Annotated in this window: 26 protein-coding genes and 1 pseudogene; all 27 read right to left on the reverse strand. The window is 52.4% G+C overall.

Going from position 1 to position 16,461, the window contains the following annotated elements; translation table 11 throughout:
* Positions 1 to 41: 41 nt before the first annotated feature.
* Positions 42 to 755 carry a Bbp16 family capsid cement protein gene (locus Y71_RS17475; protein ID WP_007374237.1) on the reverse strand — a complete coding sequence of 238 codons (714 nt, stop codon included), beginning with the start codon at positions 753 to 755 and terminating at the stop codon, positions 42 to 44.
* 39 nt (positions 756 to 794) lie between these two features.
* Positions 795 to 1,790, reverse strand: coding sequence for a major capsid protein (locus tag Y71_RS17480; protein WP_007374236.1), 996 nt, complete (start codon positions 1,788 to 1,790; stop codon positions 795 to 797).
* 10 nt (positions 1,791 to 1,800) lie between these two features.
* The gene (locus tag Y71_RS17485; RefSeq protein WP_007374235.1) at positions 1,801 to 2,535 is read right to left on the reverse strand and encodes a hypothetical protein; all 735 of its coding nucleotides are present in this window, start codon (positions 2,533 to 2,535) and stop codon (positions 1,801 to 1,803) included.
* Positions 2,522 to 2,845 carry a Bbp19 family protein gene (locus Y71_RS17490; protein WP_007374234.1) on the reverse strand — a complete coding sequence of 108 codons (324 nt, stop codon included), beginning with the start codon at positions 2,843 to 2,845 and terminating at the stop codon, positions 2,522 to 2,524. The genes Y71_RS17485 and Y71_RS17490 overlap by 14 nt, the downstream gene beginning before the upstream one ends.
* On the reverse strand, positions 2,845 to 4,512 hold the full coding sequence (locus Y71_RS17495) for a portal protein (protein WP_007374233.1): 1,668 nt from the start codon (positions 4,510 to 4,512) through the stop codon (positions 2,845 to 2,847). The genes Y71_RS17490 and Y71_RS17495 overlap by 1 nt, the downstream gene beginning before the upstream one ends.
* Positions 4,512 to 5,909 carry a hypothetical protein gene (locus Y71_RS17500; protein WP_007374232.1) on the reverse strand — a complete coding sequence of 466 codons (1,398 nt, stop codon included), beginning with the start codon at positions 5,907 to 5,909 and terminating at the stop codon, positions 4,512 to 4,514. Before Y71_RS17500 ends, Y71_RS17495 begins: the two co-directional genes overlap by 1 nt.
* Before the next feature lie 84 nt (positions 5,910 to 5,993).
* Positions 5,994 to 6,446 (reverse strand): DNA-packaging protein, encoded by a 453-nt coding sequence (locus tag Y71_RS17505; protein ID WP_007374231.1) that lies wholly within the window; start codon positions 6,444 to 6,446, stop codon positions 5,994 to 5,996.
* Positions 6,447 to 6,452: 6 nt separating this feature from the next.
* Positions 6,453 to 6,752, reverse strand: coding sequence for a hypothetical protein (locus Y71_RS17510; RefSeq protein WP_007374230.1), 300 nt, complete (start codon positions 6,750 to 6,752; stop codon positions 6,453 to 6,455).
* A gap of 13 nt (positions 6,753 to 6,765) precedes the next feature.
* The gene (locus Y71_RS17515) at positions 6,766 to 6,969 is read right to left on the reverse strand and encodes a hypothetical protein (RefSeq protein WP_007374229.1); all 204 of its coding nucleotides are present in this window, start codon (positions 6,967 to 6,969) and stop codon (positions 6,766 to 6,768) included.
* 60 nt (positions 6,970 to 7,029) lie between these two features.
* Positions 7,030 to 7,545, reverse strand: coding sequence for a DUF2829 domain-containing protein (locus Y71_RS17520; protein WP_007374228.1), 516 nt, complete (start codon positions 7,543 to 7,545; stop codon positions 7,030 to 7,032).
* Positions 7,546 to 7,580: 35 nt separating this feature from the next.
* Positions 7,581 to 7,865, reverse strand: coding sequence for an Acb2/Tad1 domain-containing protein (locus Y71_RS17525; RefSeq protein WP_007374227.1), 285 nt, complete (start codon positions 7,863 to 7,865; stop codon positions 7,581 to 7,583).
* Positions 7,862 to 8,218 (reverse strand): helix-turn-helix domain-containing protein, encoded by a 357-nt coding sequence (locus Y71_RS17530; protein WP_007374226.1) that lies wholly within the window; start codon positions 8,216 to 8,218, stop codon positions 7,862 to 7,864. Before Y71_RS17530 ends, Y71_RS17525 begins: the two co-directional genes overlap by 4 nt.
* Complete coding sequence (locus Y71_RS17535; RefSeq protein ID WP_007374225.1) at positions 8,206 to 8,508, reverse strand: Ref family recombination enhancement nuclease; 303 nt, start codon at positions 8,506 to 8,508, stop codon at positions 8,206 to 8,208. The genes Y71_RS17530 and Y71_RS17535 overlap by 13 nt, the downstream gene beginning before the upstream one ends.
* A 10-nt stretch (positions 8,509 to 8,518) precedes the next feature.
* A complete protein-coding gene (locus tag Y71_RS17540; protein ID WP_007374224.1) occupies positions 8,519 to 9,115 on the reverse strand; it encodes a DUF1367 family protein in 597 nt (198 codons plus the stop codon).
* A gap of 67 nt (positions 9,116 to 9,182) precedes the next feature.
* A complete protein-coding gene (locus Y71_RS17545; protein ID WP_035943255.1) occupies positions 9,183 to 9,374 on the reverse strand; it encodes a hypothetical protein in 192 nt (63 codons plus the stop codon).
* A 127-nt stretch (positions 9,375 to 9,501) separates the two neighbouring features.
* Entirely contained in the window at positions 9,502 to 9,669 is a 168-nt protein-coding gene (locus Y71_RS30410; protein ID WP_007374223.1) for a hypothetical protein, read from the reverse strand.
* Positions 9,670 to 9,735: 66 nt separating this feature from the next.
* Entirely contained in the window at positions 9,736 to 10,014 is a 279-nt protein-coding gene (locus Y71_RS17550) for a DUF4752 family protein (RefSeq protein WP_007374222.1), read from the reverse strand.
* A gap of 1 nt (position 10,015) precedes the next feature.
* The gene (locus Y71_RS17555; RefSeq protein ID WP_007374221.1) at positions 10,016 to 11,149 is read right to left on the reverse strand and encodes a phiTE_015 family protein; all 1,134 of its coding nucleotides are present in this window, start codon (positions 11,147 to 11,149) and stop codon (positions 10,016 to 10,018) included.
* Positions 11,146 to 11,325, reverse strand: a complete 180-nt coding sequence (locus Y71_RS17560) for a DUF7167 family protein (RefSeq protein ID WP_007374220.1) — start codon at positions 11,323 to 11,325, stop codon at positions 11,146 to 11,148. Before Y71_RS17560 ends, Y71_RS17555 begins: the two co-directional genes overlap by 4 nt.
* A gap of 2 nt (positions 11,326 to 11,327) precedes the next feature.
* A complete protein-coding gene (locus tag Y71_RS31125; protein WP_007374219.1) occupies positions 11,328 to 12,149 on the reverse strand; it encodes an ead/Ea22-like family protein in 822 nt (273 codons plus the stop codon).
* Positions 12,142 to 12,336, reverse strand: coding sequence for a hypothetical protein (locus tag Y71_RS17570; RefSeq protein WP_007374218.1), 195 nt, complete (start codon positions 12,334 to 12,336; stop codon positions 12,142 to 12,144). The genes Y71_RS31125 and Y71_RS17570 overlap by 8 nt, the downstream gene beginning before the upstream one ends.
* Positions 12,329 to 12,553, reverse strand: coding sequence for a hypothetical protein (locus tag Y71_RS17575; RefSeq protein ID WP_007374217.1), 225 nt, complete (start codon positions 12,551 to 12,553; stop codon positions 12,329 to 12,331). The genes Y71_RS17570 and Y71_RS17575 overlap by 8 nt, the downstream gene beginning before the upstream one ends.
* Complete coding sequence (locus Y71_RS17580) at positions 12,550 to 13,038, reverse strand: hypothetical protein (protein WP_007374216.1); 489 nt, start codon at positions 13,036 to 13,038, stop codon at positions 12,550 to 12,552. The genes Y71_RS17575 and Y71_RS17580 overlap by 4 nt, the downstream gene beginning before the upstream one ends.
* Positions 13,039 to 13,159: 121 nt before the next feature.
* Positions 13,160 to 13,405: a hypothetical protein gene (locus tag Y71_RS17585; protein WP_007374214.1), complete on the reverse strand. Its 246-nt coding sequence runs from the start codon at positions 13,403 to 13,405 to the stop codon at positions 13,160 to 13,162.
* A 3-nt stretch (positions 13,406 to 13,408) separates the two neighbouring features.
* Positions 13,409 to 14,095 carry a hypothetical protein gene (locus Y71_RS17590; RefSeq protein ID WP_007374213.1) on the reverse strand — a complete coding sequence of 229 codons (687 nt, stop codon included), beginning with the start codon at positions 14,093 to 14,095 and terminating at the stop codon, positions 13,409 to 13,411.
* A gap of 42 nt (positions 14,096 to 14,137) precedes the next feature.
* Positions 14,138 to 15,529, reverse strand: a complete 1,392-nt coding sequence (locus tag Y71_RS17595; protein ID WP_035943250.1) for a replicative DNA helicase — start codon at positions 15,527 to 15,529, stop codon at positions 14,138 to 14,140.
* Positions 15,526 to 16,062: pseudogene (locus Y71_RS31015) on the reverse strand (HNH endonuclease); the annotation flags it as partial. The pseudogene Y71_RS31015 and the gene Y71_RS17595, both read right to left, overlap by 4 nt.
* Positions 16,063 to 16,461: the final 399 nt, after the last annotated feature.

Here is a 16,461-nt window from a genome sequence, read left to right on the forward strand (position 1 = left end):
AAAGCAGGGGCCGCAGCCCCTGAAAGCACGTCTCCACCCTGTTAAGCGGTAACGGTGACATTGATTGTCGCCGTGGCCGTACCTTTCGTGATGGTGATAACGGCCGAACCGGCAGCCACGCCAGTAACGGTGACAACACCACCGGAATACGTCGCCGTCGCGACACCGGTAGCCGAAGAGGAGACTGTCACAGCAGAATCACCCGCCAGCTCAAGCGCGACAGTCACATCGTCGCCAACCGCCACAGAAACGGAAGTGGAATCAAAGCCGATGCTGTCTTCCACAGAATCACTGAGATTCAGCTCGGCAAACTCCACATTATTGGCGTACGCGCGCCACGTCTGGGCGTCTTTGGTGATAAAGGCGTCCAGATTGCCAGCAGTAAACGGACCGGTTGCGACCGTGTAATACAGGCTCAGATAGCGCTTGTACTCCGCAGACGGCAGCGCCACAACTGCGGCAGGTTTGCCAGCAACAAGCGTACTCAGCGCTCTGGCTGTCGTCGTAAAAATAACGGTCGGTGTATCGGACAGATCTTCGTTGGCGTAAGAACGCAGCTCGATAGTCAGTGTCGCGGCTCCGGCAGCGGTAAATGTCACACCGGGAATAACGACGAGAAAAGTTGGCTCGCCTGCGCCAGCGTCGATCACGGTGTTGTAATCGAATGCCGGGTTAAAATCGATGATGTTCGTACTGGCCGCAGAGGCAGTGATCGCCTGCGCGTCAGAAAATTCAAGCTGGGCATCTACAAACATGGGTTATCTCCTGAAAAAGTGAACGGGAAAGACGCCCCGTTAAGAGGCGACTACCTGAGCTTCCCCGATTTTCAACTGGTCAACGCGGCGGACCGGAACTTCACCGAAGAACATAACGCGACGACCGCCAGCCATTTCCATGGTCAAAGTGGAGTTTTTCACCACATCCACCAGTTGCAGACGAAGCATTGCGCGCAGCGTACGGTTCATGTAATACGCCGGGCTGACACCAACCAGCGACTGAATGCGCTCTTCCGCAATAGCCATCAGCTTGATGAGGTTTGCGCCTGCGTTGGCATTCGTACGCAGGGCCGTAACGTCAATGTTTGCGATACGCACCACATAACGCCAGTCATGCAACGCCAGGCCTAAATCCCAGGAATACAAATCCATGTATGCGCGGAAACGGTTCCCCTCATCATCAAAGGCATCACCTTCGCCCAGATCACGATGAGTCAGACCCGCTTTGGAGCCTTTCGGGAATACGCCGTAAACCTTTTCCGGTGCCCAGCCGACGAGCCAGATTGATGTCAGGTTGTCCCCGGTACCGCCAGCATCAATGATGTTGTCGGCATTAGGTGCGGACAGGTCGCTAAAGCGCGGCGCCAGCCCCAGAAACGCTTCCGGCTGACCCACCAGCGAGCCATTGAGCAACTGGAACTGTGCTTTCTGGTTCATGGATTCCATGAACGGCTTAGACTGGTTAAGGCGGAAACCAGCGGTGTTACCGTTAAGATTTGCCACGCGCACATCGACCTGCGAACGGGCTTCAAGCAGACCGCAGGTTTCATCAACCTGAGCCGTAGTTGCTTTACTTTCCGGAATACCTTTGTTCAGCTTGCGCCAGTACACAGCAGGTAAACCAGTACGGGTTGTAATGCGCGTCCCGGTCGGCAAATTGCCCTCATAAAACGGGCAGTCCCACAGCATTTCATTGTCCTGATCAAGCAGCTCGGCCACATTCGCAGAGCTACCATCAGGATCGAGAAGTTTCGCTGCGTCCCAGAGAGTCGGTAAGCCGGTAAGTGTTGGCATTTAAAACTCCTTATTGCATGTTCGGCCACATGCGGTGAGCAATGTCTTTTTCTGCTGCATTGCCCTGCGATGAGGTCGTAACGGTTTTGTCTTCACCCAGCGCTTTACCGATCGCCAGGACTGCGTTAACAAGGTCTGGATCATTAAGTAATCCGGCGCTATCGAATTTCGCTACCACCGCGTCAGGGAAAAAACGCTGAACTGCGTTCTGTAGGATCGCGGTATTTGCATCCGCATCTTTTCCCCACGACTTAATAACCGCTTCCCGGTTAGCGGCATTCTGATTAGCGAGATTTTCCTGGGCAATTTTTTGTTGCCCGGCTGCGTATTCGTTGAATTTAGTGATTACCGTTTCGGCCTGTTTTTTATTAAGTCCGCTTTCATGCATCCAGCCCAGAGCGGTATTTAAAAATTTCCCGTCGCTGCCTTCCGGCGGCTTAATTCCGTAATCTTCAATTTTTTCCGGTCGGCCGAGTTTCGCGTAAAGATCCTGCCAGCCTTTTGCATCACCTTCGTCAGGCAGTTTTTCGAGGAACGCAGCCTGGCCCTGCTGGTTGGCGGCTTGCTGCTGCTGGCCCTGCCCGTCCTGTTGCTGCTGAGCGCCCGGATTTAAAAGGTTCTGCTGCTGGGCAGTATCATTGCCCTGCTGCTGGGCGGTGGTATCAGCAGCACCGCCGCCGCCCTCCCCACCTTCAACAGTTGCATTCATCAGACGGCGCAGGATTAAGCGTTCAAACAGATTCATTGTTTTCGTCCTCGTTAAGTTCGTTCATCTCTTTGGCAATCAGCGCAGAAATCTCAGATTGCGACAGGCCCAGATAGTGGTTGATGTGCAAAAAAACCTCGCGCCGCCCCTCGGAAACAAAGACGGCGTAAGGATCGGTTTGTTGGGTAGTGGGAGAAATTGCGACGCTGGACGAATTGACGTGGCAGAGCTTCGCCAGCAGTCGAATAACAATTTCCTGATCCGGCGTCATATTCCCCGGCGTGCCGAAAACATTCTGGAATGCTTTTGCGCGGTTGAATGTCAGCCAGAGGCTTTGTAAGCGGTTCATTAACCCCCCTGAAGAGCAGGTGAAGGCGCAGGAGTCTGCGCAATCTGATTGGCCTGGGCGAAATCTTTTGCAGCGGTGGCGGCAACCGGCGCAGCGGCAAGCAACTGCTGAAGCTGTAACTGCTGTTGATCGGCAGCATCCTGCTCAGCCATTTCATCTTCGGTTTTGATGATCTGCACTGGTGCGCCGCTGGCTTTGGCAATAAAGCGCAGGGCCGCATCAGGATTCAGCGTTCTTGCCAAATTCTGATCGAACTGGCCGATGGTGCCGGCGGCGTTGATAACGTTCATGATGCCGGTAGCCTCTTCGCTCATTTGCAGGCGCACCAGCGGGCTGGTGTATTCGATGTCGTATTCGTAATTTGCGCGTACCAGTTGTTCCGGCGGCTCAGGAAGCAGGCCATTCTGATAGGCAATGTCGATCTCGCGAAGGATGAGCGTCCCCAGAAACTCGGCCTGAATTCGCCCGGCGGTGGGTGCCAGCAACTGGCCTTTTTCCTGCGCGCGCAACATCGCTTCGGTGGCGGTCATTTGCGGGTTATCGACGAGGATCTGGAACAGCGTGATGAAAAAGCCATCATTGATGGTCTGGCGTTTCTGCTCTGCCAGTGTCAGCGCTACGCTGAAATCTGTTGATGTGTTCAGCGGCATCGCCAGTTGTTTGCCATCACGCCCCACGCCGCCAAAATTGAGCGCGCCGGGCATCATTTTGAACGGCTGCAAAATGCCGTCTTCCGGCAAAAGCATCGGCGGGCGAACAGCCATCTGCGCGCCCTCAATAATGGCCCGGTTGATTTCGTTCAGCAGCTTAATATCTGGCAGCACAACCATTGCCGGGGAACGTCCGTAAGTCTCGCCCGGCGCGGTGTAGTAACGGCTGATTGCGTAGGGTTGCGACCAGTAGCCGCCCTCCTGCACAATTTTCGTGCCCTCAAGACAAATATGCACAGACCGGAACGGCATGCCCTCTTTGTCCTGTCGTGACACGTCACGTTTATCATTTGGCTCGACGCGATGCAGGAAATTGAATGTCTGTGACGGGTTACTTTTGGCTGCGGTTTTCACCATCGAAGGCAAAGCATCTTCCCCGAACTGCTGAATAGCCTGGCGCGCGGTCATGCAATATTTCCGGTGGACGATATCGATCATCCCCTGGAAATTCTCGGTGAAGTAGATTTCGCGCAGGTGATAGGTGCAGTAGCGCGGCCCCTTCCCCGTCACGTTATCAACGAACGTGCAGCCGGTACCGAATGCGCCAGCGGAAATGTAATGCTCGTGGGATTGAGAGGCAAAATTCGCCCAGGGTGCATAGCGGAGCCGGAAGAGAATATCCCGCACATCCTGAAAATAACGCTGGACCTCTTCATCGTTCACAAACTTCTCGTTGCTCAGCGTGTGCCATTTCTGCGTTCTGGGTGTGATAACTGATTCAATGGCCGCCCCGAATTTTTGCAGCGCCAGCGCGCCGGTGGCATCGATGGCTTTTTCAGTACGCTTTCCGCCCTTCTGCCGGGTTCCCTTAAATTCAGCGCTGCGCGGCAATATGCGCTCGGCAATCTCCTGCCAGTGCTGTTCGAACACAGAGCGCTCTGTCTCCATGCTCTTTTGCTCGCGCAGGATACTGGCGATGCGCTCAGTTTCGCTTTTATCGATCTTCATATCGGACATTAGTTATCCCCGTACAGATCCCAGGATGACTCAGCGTTAAACTGCTGGCCGTATCCGGGTGGGTTATATGGATCGTAAGCAGACTGGGCAAATTGCTGTGTGGTGGCGCGGTTTCCGCTGCGCAGCGACTTGCTGCCTACAGCGCCATAGCGGAATGAATCACTGCCGTGTGACGTCCAGTTGTGTAGCGGCGTTGGCTTGTACATCTTGCGCACTTCGTCCCATTCTTTCTGGTACTGCCCCAGCGCCTCCAGCCCTTTTTCACATTTGGTTTTGTCGAACCAGCAGGAGCGCAACATCATGCGTACCTCGCTGATCCCGTCATCTACGGAAGATGCAGGAAGAACTTTGCAGCGGATCCCGAGTTTACCGAGCGTCTCTTCACGCGATGCCCCAGTGCTCAGTTCCCGCGCGCGGACGTCATGCGGGAAGAAATGCCTTTCAGCGTAGGTATAGGGTTTTTCGCGCAGGTGTTTAACGTAATGCTCAAGGCCGACGCCAGAACTCTCGTAATAATCGATAACCCGAGTTTCTTTGCCGATGAACTGATAAAACCAGATTGCGGTTGCGTCACCGATGCCCAGATCCCACGAGGTGTAAACTTCGTATTGTGGATCCCATGGCACATTTCCTATCTGCCCGAGTTTTTCCAGTTCCACCAGAATTGACGAGTAATATGCGCCGGGAATCGCGGCATTCCAGTCGCACATGTATTCCTGGTTAAAAAGCGCCAGCCCCTCATCTTCCCCACGCTCTTCCTGCATTTCGCGCAGTTCCTGCGCCAGCGTTTCAGCCGGGATATGCTGCGTAATGTCTGCGCTGAGATGGTCGCAAAGCCAGTTATCCGGATCTTTCAGGCCACCCTGAAACATTTTGTAGAAGTGGTTCTTGCCGCGTGGCGTCGAAACGAAAAAAGCCCAGCCGCCGTTATCGGCCAGGATAGGACGCAGGAAGGCCCATGCTGCGGGATTACTCAGCGCCCATTCAGAAAACACGATTCCCACATGCCCGGAACCAATCAACGAGGCGTAGTTATCGCTGCCAACGGCCTGCCATGTTGAGCCGTTGACGAATTCGATCATCATTTCGTTGTCGAGCGTCTTGCGGCGTATTTCTTTCGGGAAAGCCTCATCAATGCGCAATTGGCCGGTGCGCGGGTTGATCGCTGTCCAGATAGCCTTGCGAACCTGATTCGCCTGCGGCAGACAATGCGCATAGTTCCCCACACGCTCAAATGCTTTGCATGCGGTCATGTGCAGGCTGAAATCATCTTTGCCATAACGGCGCGGCCAGCACAAAGCGGCACGCTTGATATTGCCTTCCTGAATGGCAGACCATGCCCGGCGCTGGTGTGGGCGTGGTGTCCAGTTGTTCGCGGGTAGGATAATTTCTGCCATCTATTCACGTCCTATTCACTTCAATGGATAAAATGCCGGGATTTTTCCCACTTCACCGATTAGCCAGGCAATAAAAACGCCTGGTTATTCTTTCTCGCGGAAATGTTTTACTTTGACGGTGAGGTCGAGATCGCCTTCGACAGATTTTTTATCCGTAAGGCCAAGCTCTCTTGCGATGATGTTTGCGTTGAGAAGATCAGCAGCCGCGCCAGAAAATTTCTGTTCGTAAATGAGGTTTTCCACTCGCGTAGTGACTGGGAGAAAATCTTTTTTCTTGCTGTAGGCTTCCCACGTTTTCCGGTCGATATCGAGGAACAGAAACAGGCCGCCAAGCGTCATGGCGCGCATTTTTGGGAGTGTGGCTTTAGTGACGGTGCCCTGAAATGCAAAAGCTTTGGTTTCCCACAGCGGATGTTTTTCCACCCACTCGAAATACTCACAGCATGCATCCCATAGTTTTTCCGGGTCAGTAAATTTTGGATTTCTTCCATGCTTGCTACGGGCAAGCCAGAATTTATTTCCTTTTGGCGCGGCCATTTTTCGTTACTCCGTAGAATTCCGGCGGTTGTATTTCCGTTTTTGAGCCACTTCCACAGCGCTGTTTTTTTCTTGCGGCTCGATTTCGTTGTCGCCATTTTCCGCGTCTAATTTTTCAGGCTCGTTTTTCTTCTCGTCATCCGGGTAAAGAGCCAAGAACGCATCGACTGATGCAGACACAATATCTGCTGCGGCGTTTTTGCCGTCTGATGCGCCCGGCCATGAGAAATTACGCGCCAGTACATCACCAGCGGCTTTCACAATTTCCACTTGCAGCGACAAATCCAGCTCATGCAGTTTTTTCATTGTTGTTTTCCTCTCAGGGTAAAAGATCCATTGCTGCCATAACGATCCGTAGCTCTGGCGCGTCGCCGTTTTTTACCGCTTTCAGAATTACGCGGTCAGAATTGCCATTCATGTAAGCGGCTGCGCCATACATTGCGGTGTTGATGTGGGCTTTCAGAAATCGCTCTTTCATCAGCGCGAGCAGTTTCTTTGCTTCTTCATCGGTCAGGGTGATCATGAGTTGCTCCGTTCATGTGTTTTCGGTCAAGGCCACCAGCAGTGATGGCCTTTGCAAAAATCACTCGATAATGATCCAGTCATCAGCCAGAACATCGGTCTGACTCGCCAGCCAGCCGGTGACCGTAGAACCATCAGCAGAACACATGTTGATGTTTGGCAGGCGGGTAAATACATTGCCTTCGTATGCATCGAAAAAAGCAGTGCTGACGCCTTGAATGTGTGAAACAGGCGGCTCCCCCGCAAATGCACCACGATTAAGCCACAGATACATTCCCTTCCCGTTCCACCCTGAGCGTGCAACGCGTTTGCCGAGCTTTAACGCTTCAATAGCCAGGCCAAAACTCAGGCCGGATACCGGACGATATGCCTTGTCGAAAACGTCTTTCGGCGACCATGAGATATAACCGTCAAAGCGATCCGTGTTGGGTTTGCCGCCGTCCAGGTACTCAACCAGATAACCTTCATCCTCACCGTTCTCGTCGGCCGGAAGTTTCCAGCCGCGAAGCTCGTTGTACGCGGTGCGGGTCATCGGATATGCGTTGATTAATTTCATGCCAATAAATTTCTGTGTCATTCAGGCTTCCTCTTTATGGGGTGAGACATGGTTATTTAACAATCAGCATCCGGACGGGCTACTGCACGACTCGCCCACATACAGGCTTCCTGCATTTTGGTCCGAGCGATTGCCAGGCAGCGCAATGCTTCTGCGCGTTCTGTTTCAGACTTATGGCCGCGCGCAACAACTTCAGCCACCAGGCATTCGTGCTCGGTATCCAGCAGGCTGCAAAAATGACGGCTGATGTCTTTGAAGCGGTTCATTCGCTCAATATCGCCCGGGGTTAAAGTGCGGTAGCCCTTAACCGTGGTGCCGTCCTGCGGTTTTGCTTCATTCATTGGTTTTCCTCAGTGGGTGGTTGTCGAACACCCCGCAAAAGCTGGGTGATCATGTAGTTTTTGCTGTTGCGTCGGCAGGATTCGAAAAAGTCCTCACGCTTGCCCATTGGGGCTTTTTTCCCGCCAAATTGTTCAGCCAGTTCTGGCGTTGAGAAATAAATGCGCCGGGAATTTCGGCCTATTTCGTTGTGCGCGCGGAATATGAGATTTTCTTTCAGCAGGCTATCCAGAACGTAAAATACGGTGCTGCGCGGCATACCGAGGGAATACATCACCTCAGCAGATGTCACGCCGCCGGAACAGGTGCGAATAAGCTCCAGCACCGCCGATTTTTTCCTGGTTAAACCCGGCACAGGCGCAATACCTTCACTTCTGCCACAACCTGATCGAGCAGTTGCAGCTCGCTGCCATACAATCCTTCCCAATGTTTTTGTCCGGCATGAATGGCTACGCCGTAGCCGCCAGTTCGATGGTGAGCAGGGCAAAGCGGGAGTGTTTTTTTATGGTCGGCGCGCTGGCCCGCGCCCTGCCCTGTGCGGATGTGGTGAATTTCCGCAGGTGATGCCCCAAAACCCAGATTGCGGCAAACCACGCAACCGAGATCCGCAACGTCAGACAGCCAGTCTTTATCGTCTTTTGTCATGGTTGACGTCTCAGGCTGCGTAGCTGAACAGTTGAGAGGCGGCATTTTCTGCTGCCTGCTGGGTCGGGAAGTTGCGGAACAGGATGAAGTTCCAGAGGACATCGAGAACGGATTTGTAAAGCTGGGCGAATTCAATATCGTCCATTTTGGCGAACGATATTGATTTGGGTTCTTTGCGGGTGCTGCCGTCTGGCATCCGGTATTCGGTGTAAAAACCAGCCTGGATAGTTACCCATGCCCGGAAAGCTTCAAACGATTTGACGGCGCTGATATTACCGGCGCGCTTCTCTGCCTCTTCACGCAGGTATTGATCGGCCAGTTCCTCAAGCGTTTCTTCGTGACCGGCATAATGGGCGACAAGCTGGACGTAACCCCGGACCAGTTTTTTATCTGCCGGTGAGATTGCGCCGCCGGTGGGTTGCCAGTATTCGAAACCAAGGTTGAGGAGTGAGAAAAACTTTCTGTGAAATGCTGCGTTGCGAGCCTGTTTAAAATCGGCGTAAAGCACAGCGCCCAAGCGAACTTTTTTTTCGATGAATTCGCGGGCGTCAGGAGTGGCGGGAACTAATACCCCACCAGCGGATTTGATAAATGAGTACTGCGCCATAGGTTTCCCCTTTAGCGCAGCAATTGCTCAGAAATACAGGTGCCGGGTGTTCAGGCCGGTACCAGAATTATACCTTAGTTTTGTCTTTTTTCACAACGGCAAACCCAGCTAATTCCGCCAATTCAAACAATGACTTAAGAGAGGCTATGTGTTCATCGTCGTAAACTGTTCTTATAGCGGAAACCTTGCCATTCTTGCAGGTCAGAAGAACGCGCCCATTATCGGGGAGATGATCTCCCACCTCCGATTTTTCAATCACGCCATCCTCCCGTATGAATACTGTTTTTTTATACAGTATATATACCCCCGAGGGATAGGAAGTGCAAATTTTAACGCTTAAAAAAGGTTGTGAATTATAGTTCATTCAAACACTAACCACTTGTTTGTTATGTATAAACATCCCTCAGTTTCAGTTCATCGGCTACGGACTCCGGCACCACAACGGGCATGGGTACGCGGATCACCATCCGGCGTAACAACGCAATCTCTTTTTGCTGAGATATCAGCTTTGCTTTAAGGCGGCGCAAGCGCCGCTGTTTGAGTTTGCTCACCATGGAAACCGCCAAAGCTCATTGAGCACGCCAGCAACAAGCAGGATGAACATCACGGCGTCGAATGGGTTAGGCATCGCGCTTCTCCCGCAGAATCTGAATGATTAGCCCAGATTCCATTTTGGCTATTATGCTTTCGCCAGGCGCAATTTTATCGGCGTTAAAAGCTTCATATATCGCGTCAATAGCTATCATTTTTGCATCCTTGCGGTTCCACCATCGCCAGCCTTTCCGCACTGCAAAATTGACAAGCCATTGACCGGATTTGAACGCCATATAAAACCAAATTAGCGATAACTGAGCCAGCATCGTCCAGTCAAGAAACCCGTAGTCTTTGAATGCTTCCACCTCACACCTCCTGCTCTGGCGCTGCCGGGGCTGCTGCGAGCATTGTCCGATAGGCAGATGGGTGATATATGCCGTGTGATACCCATGCCGCATTGAGCATTTCTTCGGTCGGCTCAACCGGCACCAGTTTCCACCCATCCGGCAACGTGTAACCGCCTGATATTGTTGGGATGCTGCTATCAGCGGCTGGAGTAACCACAGCGCGAAGCGTTGCGCTAATTTGCTCCCGTAGCTGCTGGCTCCCCTGATACTTCACCGCGGTATCACGCAACTGGTTAACGAGTTCGCGGTAAATATGAGGCGGTAACGTGTAAGCCGGAGTTACAGGTTCGGTTTGCATGGCGGCGCGGCAGGCCTGCCAAGAGTGCCAGGCGCGGTCTATGAACTCGTTATAGTAACCTCCCATCGATGTGCGCTGACCTTCAACATAGGCCTTCGGTTCGTCGGCGTAGACACACCACCATTGCTCGAATGTTTCACGATTATCAGGCACAGTCGCCGATGATTTGTCTTTAACCCCGTGCTTACTGGTCTTGCTGTAAAACACATGCGGAGCGCCGCTTTCTGTCGACGGAACGTAACCTAACGCAAGCATCTTGTGGTCATCATCGGGAATAACGGCGATGTAGCTTGACGCCTTCCCATGCCCGCAGCAGCTTTCGATAGTGGTAATTCCCCGTTGCCACAAACCGATAACCTCGGAGACCAGACAGGCGTCAATATCGACGACCTTTCCGGCAGGTGTGACTACGGTAATGCAACCATCATACGTGCCAAAACCTGCGCTGGAACAGTCCGGCCATTTATCAGGCACCGCCACCGGCGCTGGCTCATCAAAATCAGGGTCTGCGTATGGCTCGTTGATGTGTTTAGCCGCTGGCGCTGGCGGTGCGGCGTAGAGATAGTAAACATCATCCGGTAATCGGTGAGCCGCAGACGAATAGACCAGCGCGAACTTATTTCCATCAGGTCGCCCGCTTTGTATATCCAGCGTAGCAACCGGCTCGCTGTCCATTCCCGCCAGCGCAACATCAACGAGCGTCATAATCTCGTCGTCATTAATCGGCGTGATGATTCGTGCGCTGCCAAATTCTTTGATTTCTTCCAGCCGTTCACGGCTCATTTGTGCTGTCATACGGCCTCCTCGTCGTTGATGTCTACTTCATGAAAGCCGTAGTTGCAGTTATTGAGGAAAATTTCGCGAGCTTCATCCTCAATATCTTTTTCGCTCGCATCATCTTCGATCTCGAAATATTCAACGATAATCCCGCCAGCAAAAGGCGTTTCAATAATTACCTGGAACTTACGCATACCTACTCCCCCACATCCAGTTTGATGCCAGCGGCGACGAGAGCATCAATAACTTGTTGTTTATCAAGCACCGCCACCTCTCGACAGTAATCGTCATCATCAAATTCTGTGTACATGGTCTTAGGCAGCTTCACCGAGCGTGAGTCCGCCACGAACGACACATCGGAAAGAACAAGTTTGACGCCGGCAGCTGCGCAGGCTTTCTGGATTTCAAAAATTGAATACACTGGATATCGCTCAGAGCCATCACAGCAACGGTCTTTCTCGCTACGGGAAACTTCGACATCATCCCAGTAATCATCCGGGCCACGTCCAGCCTGAATCCAGATGAGATGCGCATGAGGCTTCGGCAACTTAACGCTCACCGTCCGCGCTTCTCCGTCGCGATGCATCAGCGCCATCTTTTTCAGGTCATCCTGCGCCCGCTGGAACTTCATGCCGTAATCAGTGGCGAGCGCTTCCAGTTCGGTGATGCGATCATGCAAAGCAGCAATTTCCAGCTCAGCAGCGTCGGCGTAATGCACGTTTTCATGCTGCTCATCCCAAAGGTCAGACTCAAGACGCTTTATTTTGTCGCGCTGAAGGTCTGCTAGTTCTTCAAGCTCAGCAATCCGCGCGTCTTTGGCGTCACGCTCTGCCAGCAGGGCGAGGATGTTGGCTGGATTTGATGCTCCGTTGTGGTAGCTAATTAACGTAAACTCATCCAGAGATAATCCTCGCTCCAAATCCACATCGTCAGGGAGAGATAGGAATTTTTTCCATGCATCCATTGCTACTTCTGCCGCTGCTTTCAGCTTAATCGCCAGCTCGTCGTTGTTAGTCATGCTGCACCGCCTGCTTGATAGCTTCGTTTAATGAGTTCAAAACCATGTCTGTGAGCACGCCTTTGCCGTTCACCATGACATGAGCTTCAATTTCTGAACGCGCAGACTTTAACAGGCCGACAGTGACAGTCACACGGCGCTGATTTTCAGCATTCAATAGTTTGATGCGTTTAATCGGATCACTCATGGCCTTCTCCTGCGTTGCCTTTCACCGCCATGTGTTCGCGGATTTGCGAAATTAATTCTTCCGCATCGACTTCGAAGCGTTCAAGCGTTGAACATCCGCCTACCTTGTCACCAGCGACGCGATAACCAAAATCGTCATTTCCAACGCAAAGTGATAAGCCACCCGATTGATTGCGCGAAATTTCGACATACACGTTACCTGGTTTTAATTCGCTCATGATTGCACCCCCTTCACCTGCTCAGACTGGCTGGCATCACGGTCAATACGCTCAATTTCTGCGGCAATCAGTGCGCCAGCTTTCACAAGGTCGCGGCGCGGGTTAGTAGGCTTCCACCATTTCTTATCCCACGGCCAATTACCTGGCTCGGCCTCGGATTGATAAGCGCCAGGGTTTGATTTGAAAATCCATCCGCGCGAATTTACATGCTTCGCATAACAAGCTGCCGCACCTGCCATTTCTCCGCTGGTATGCATATCGTCATGTTTAGGTGTCCAGCCCTCTGCTGACTGCTGGCGCTGGCGTTCGGCGATGATGTCGGTGATTGCCGCTGATAACGCCGCATTCTCCGCAGCCAACTGCTTAACCTGCGCCTCAAGCGCTATATGCTCTTTCATTGAGTACAGATAAATGCGCTCTTTGATCGTCAGTTCGCCCGCTATTTCAAGTGAAGCGATAAGCTTTTTCACAGATTCTATATTCATTGTCATGCCGCCTTAACCAGATAATAAAGACCGATGAGGCCACTGATAATCAGTGTCCAGCCACAAAAGTTAATCACCGATTCAAGCATAACCTGCTGAATTTTTGAGTGTTTTTCATATTTCATTTTTCGCCATTCTCTTTCCGTTCGCGCCAGTAATTTAGGCGCTCTCTAAAAAACTCCCGGTACGTTTCCGGCGTCGCATCAAGCTGTTCGGTGATAGCCAGACGAGTCATTTTTTTCTCGTAAAGCTGCCGAATCATCGCGGCGGCACGCATGTCGTAATGCTCTTTGAGCTGACATTCCTGCGGCCATAACGCGCGGTTGTGCGGCAGGCCGGGCGGGAGATAATCCGATTGCCCGGCCATTGGTTACGCCCTGGTATTTTTTTCCGAGTGAACGTAGAAACGTGGATCGACGCTGGTAAGCGTGAAATGCGGTACCGGCATATCGTCATGCCGTGTAATACCGACATAGTTCGACTTCATCATGCCGAATACACGTCTCTGAAGTTGCTGGAGCGACATCTTTACGCTGGGGTGATACTTAGCAATAGCGGCGAGAATGGCCTGATATGACAATGTCTTGCCTTTCATCAGTGCGACAAGTTTCTGTGCTGAGAGATCTTCACCCTGGGATTCATCAGCAGCTGATTTTTCTGATTTAATCGGTGTGATGGTTTCCAGCAGCATGCGGCAGCGCCCGCGGGTGCCGACGCGATGCCCGGTTTTCTTATCGTAGTTTTCCTTGCTACCGGCAGTCCACACGGTCGCAGTTTCGCGAATTTTAACGGTGTGCTCACCATCAGAACGGATCACCACCGCTGTGTGGGTTTTGCGGAATCTGGTTGCGCTGGTTTCAGGTGTGGCTTTTTTGGCTTTTGCTGTTGCTTTGGTGGCAACGCGGGGTTTAACAACCTGAACCGGGCGAGGTGGTGGCACATAAGCTGAGCGGCTACGGGCGCGGGCACCAGCATTCATCTGCCACAAAATAACGGCAGTGTAGTCGCAGCCATCATCTTCATGTTTGGTGCGATCGGTATAAATAATTTCGGTCATTGGTCTTTCCTCTTTGGTTTTAAAAGCGCTGGTCAGGCGCGGTTAAAATGCATCGGTTCTGTACTTCTCTGAATATTTTCTCGCCTGTTTTCGTGGCTTAGTGGCCTCCAGTTGAATGCGCGTTTTTTCTTTGCCGACATGCTGATCCATTGGCAGGAAGTGGCCGTTTTTAAACTCCTGGTAAATTACGGTACCGGCAGCGGCAAAGCGGCATTTGCCAAGGATGACTTCCGCCACGCCAGCTGCTGGGCTTTCCGGGTTATAAACTTCGTCGCGGTACAGGAAAAGAATGCTGTCGGCATCCTGCTCGATAGAGCCGGAATCACGCAGGTCGGACATTACCGGGCGGCGCTGTGCCGCCGGGCGGGCGTCAACTGCACGTGATAACTGGCTAAGGGCAAACACCGGCGTATGCAGACGCATCGCCATCGTTTTGAGGTTTCGTGATATGTGGGCAATAGCGAGATCGTTACGTTCAGCTTTGGGCTTTTTAACCAGTCCCATGTAATCGATCGCAATCATCCCCAGATGCGGGTAGCGGCGTTTGTGCGTCTCAGCAATAGCGCGAATCTGCTCGATAGTCAGATCTGTAGCATCAACGATCCAGATATCGCGGTCATTCAGCAATGTGAGTGCATTTGTCAGGCGCGCCCAGTCCTCATCATCCATATCGCGAGGATTACGCAGACGTGACACGGACATATTCCCGTTCCCTGCAAGTGAACGCTCGACGATCTGCCCGGCCTGCATCTCCATGCTGAATATCAGCGCCCCGCTACGCCGTTCTGTAACGCTATGGACGATATTCAGCGTAAATTCTGTTTTACCCATCCCCGGGCGACCGGCCACCACAATTAAATCGGTGGTGTTTATCCCGCCCATTGCATGATCAAGATCGTCGATGCCAGTAAGCAGATTCCGCACCGATGCATCACCATCCATACGCTTCTGAACCGTGTCCATGTACGCTGGCAAAAGTTCAGAAATGTGGACAGGCTGAACGTCGCCAGTATCAGCAGTCATATCCAGCAGCTGCGCGACGGCATTTTCTGTAACCAGATCACGCTGTTCCTGATTAATTGCGTTACGGATGCTGTCGGCCCCTTCCTGAAGCAGCTTAGCCATTTCGCGGCTGCGCCAGGCCTTAACCATTTTTCCGGCGTAGCCTTTGAGGTTTGCCACGGTCGCTGGCTGTTTGCAGATTTCGGCCAGATTGCCCAGCGTCCCTTGGCCGCCCAGCGCTTCACTTACAAACAGCAGATCGATCATGCCGTTAGTCAGCGCCTGCTTTTTGATTTCGCTAAATGCGCGGCGGTAAAAGCTCGTGCTGAATGCCACGTCCGGTGTTGTTGCGATAACGTCGAACGCGTCAGGCGTGGCGCCGCCGTTAATCAGTCCGGCCAGCACGATGGATTCCAGTTGTTGTGGACTCACAATGCCCCCTCGCGAGTTTTGCGAAGTGTTTCGGGTTTCATCAGGTAGTCAAAATTTGCGCGCCAGCCGTCGTCATGCTCGCCACCAAAATAAAAATCTGATGCTGTTTCGCGGAAGCGCGCGAAATACCCAAGGAATGCCCCGGTCGTTTTATTTTTCATGTGCGCAGCCAGGCGGATGATTGAACGGCGGCGATCGGTGTCCAGTTCAGCAGCAGGCAGAACATCAGCGAAAATTTCGTTGTAGCCGTTCATAACGGCTTCCGGATCGATCTCAGCTTCCAGAACGGCCCACGCCTCAGCGTCGGCAAGGTAGCCATCAAAGCGGCATACACGGCAGATATTTGCCGGTTTCGGCAGATTATCGCCACGGCGGCGCCATGTGGCCAGCACCCAGCGAATAACTAACTGAACATCATCCAGCGTATAACCGTCGCGAGTAGTCGTGGGGGTCATGAGCATCAGGAACGGTTTCATGTCTCGGCAGTGGGTACCGGTTTGCACGTTGTAAAACTCCAATGCTTTTTTCGCATCAGCAAGAAGTTGTTCGCGGGAAATATTTTCCACTGAGGAGGTTGCCGGGTGCGCGCCAATAACAGCGATCCCTTCAAATTCGTAGCGCTCTGTAATTACGCCATCTCGTACCAGAATAAAACCGTCACTAAGCTGTTTTAGTTTTATTACGGATTTGTCACGCACGTTGATGCGGTCAATTTCAATACCACACTGTTCGCCATCACTGCTGGTGACAAGTAAATCTACCCGGCCTCTACGGCCATCACCGCGATCCGCTACTGGATATTCGCGCTGGCATTCGAAACCTGCACCAACAATCACAGCCTCAACAGCATCATGAAGTTCGCCAGCTTTATCAAAATCGAATTTACCTTCGAGGAGCGAGATCAATTGCTCACGCAAAACATGACCGTCATT

The organism is Kosakonia radicincitans DSM 16656, assembly GCF_000280495.2.
Lineage (GTDB): Bacteria > Pseudomonadota > Gammaproteobacteria > Enterobacterales > Enterobacteriaceae > Kosakonia > Kosakonia radicincitans.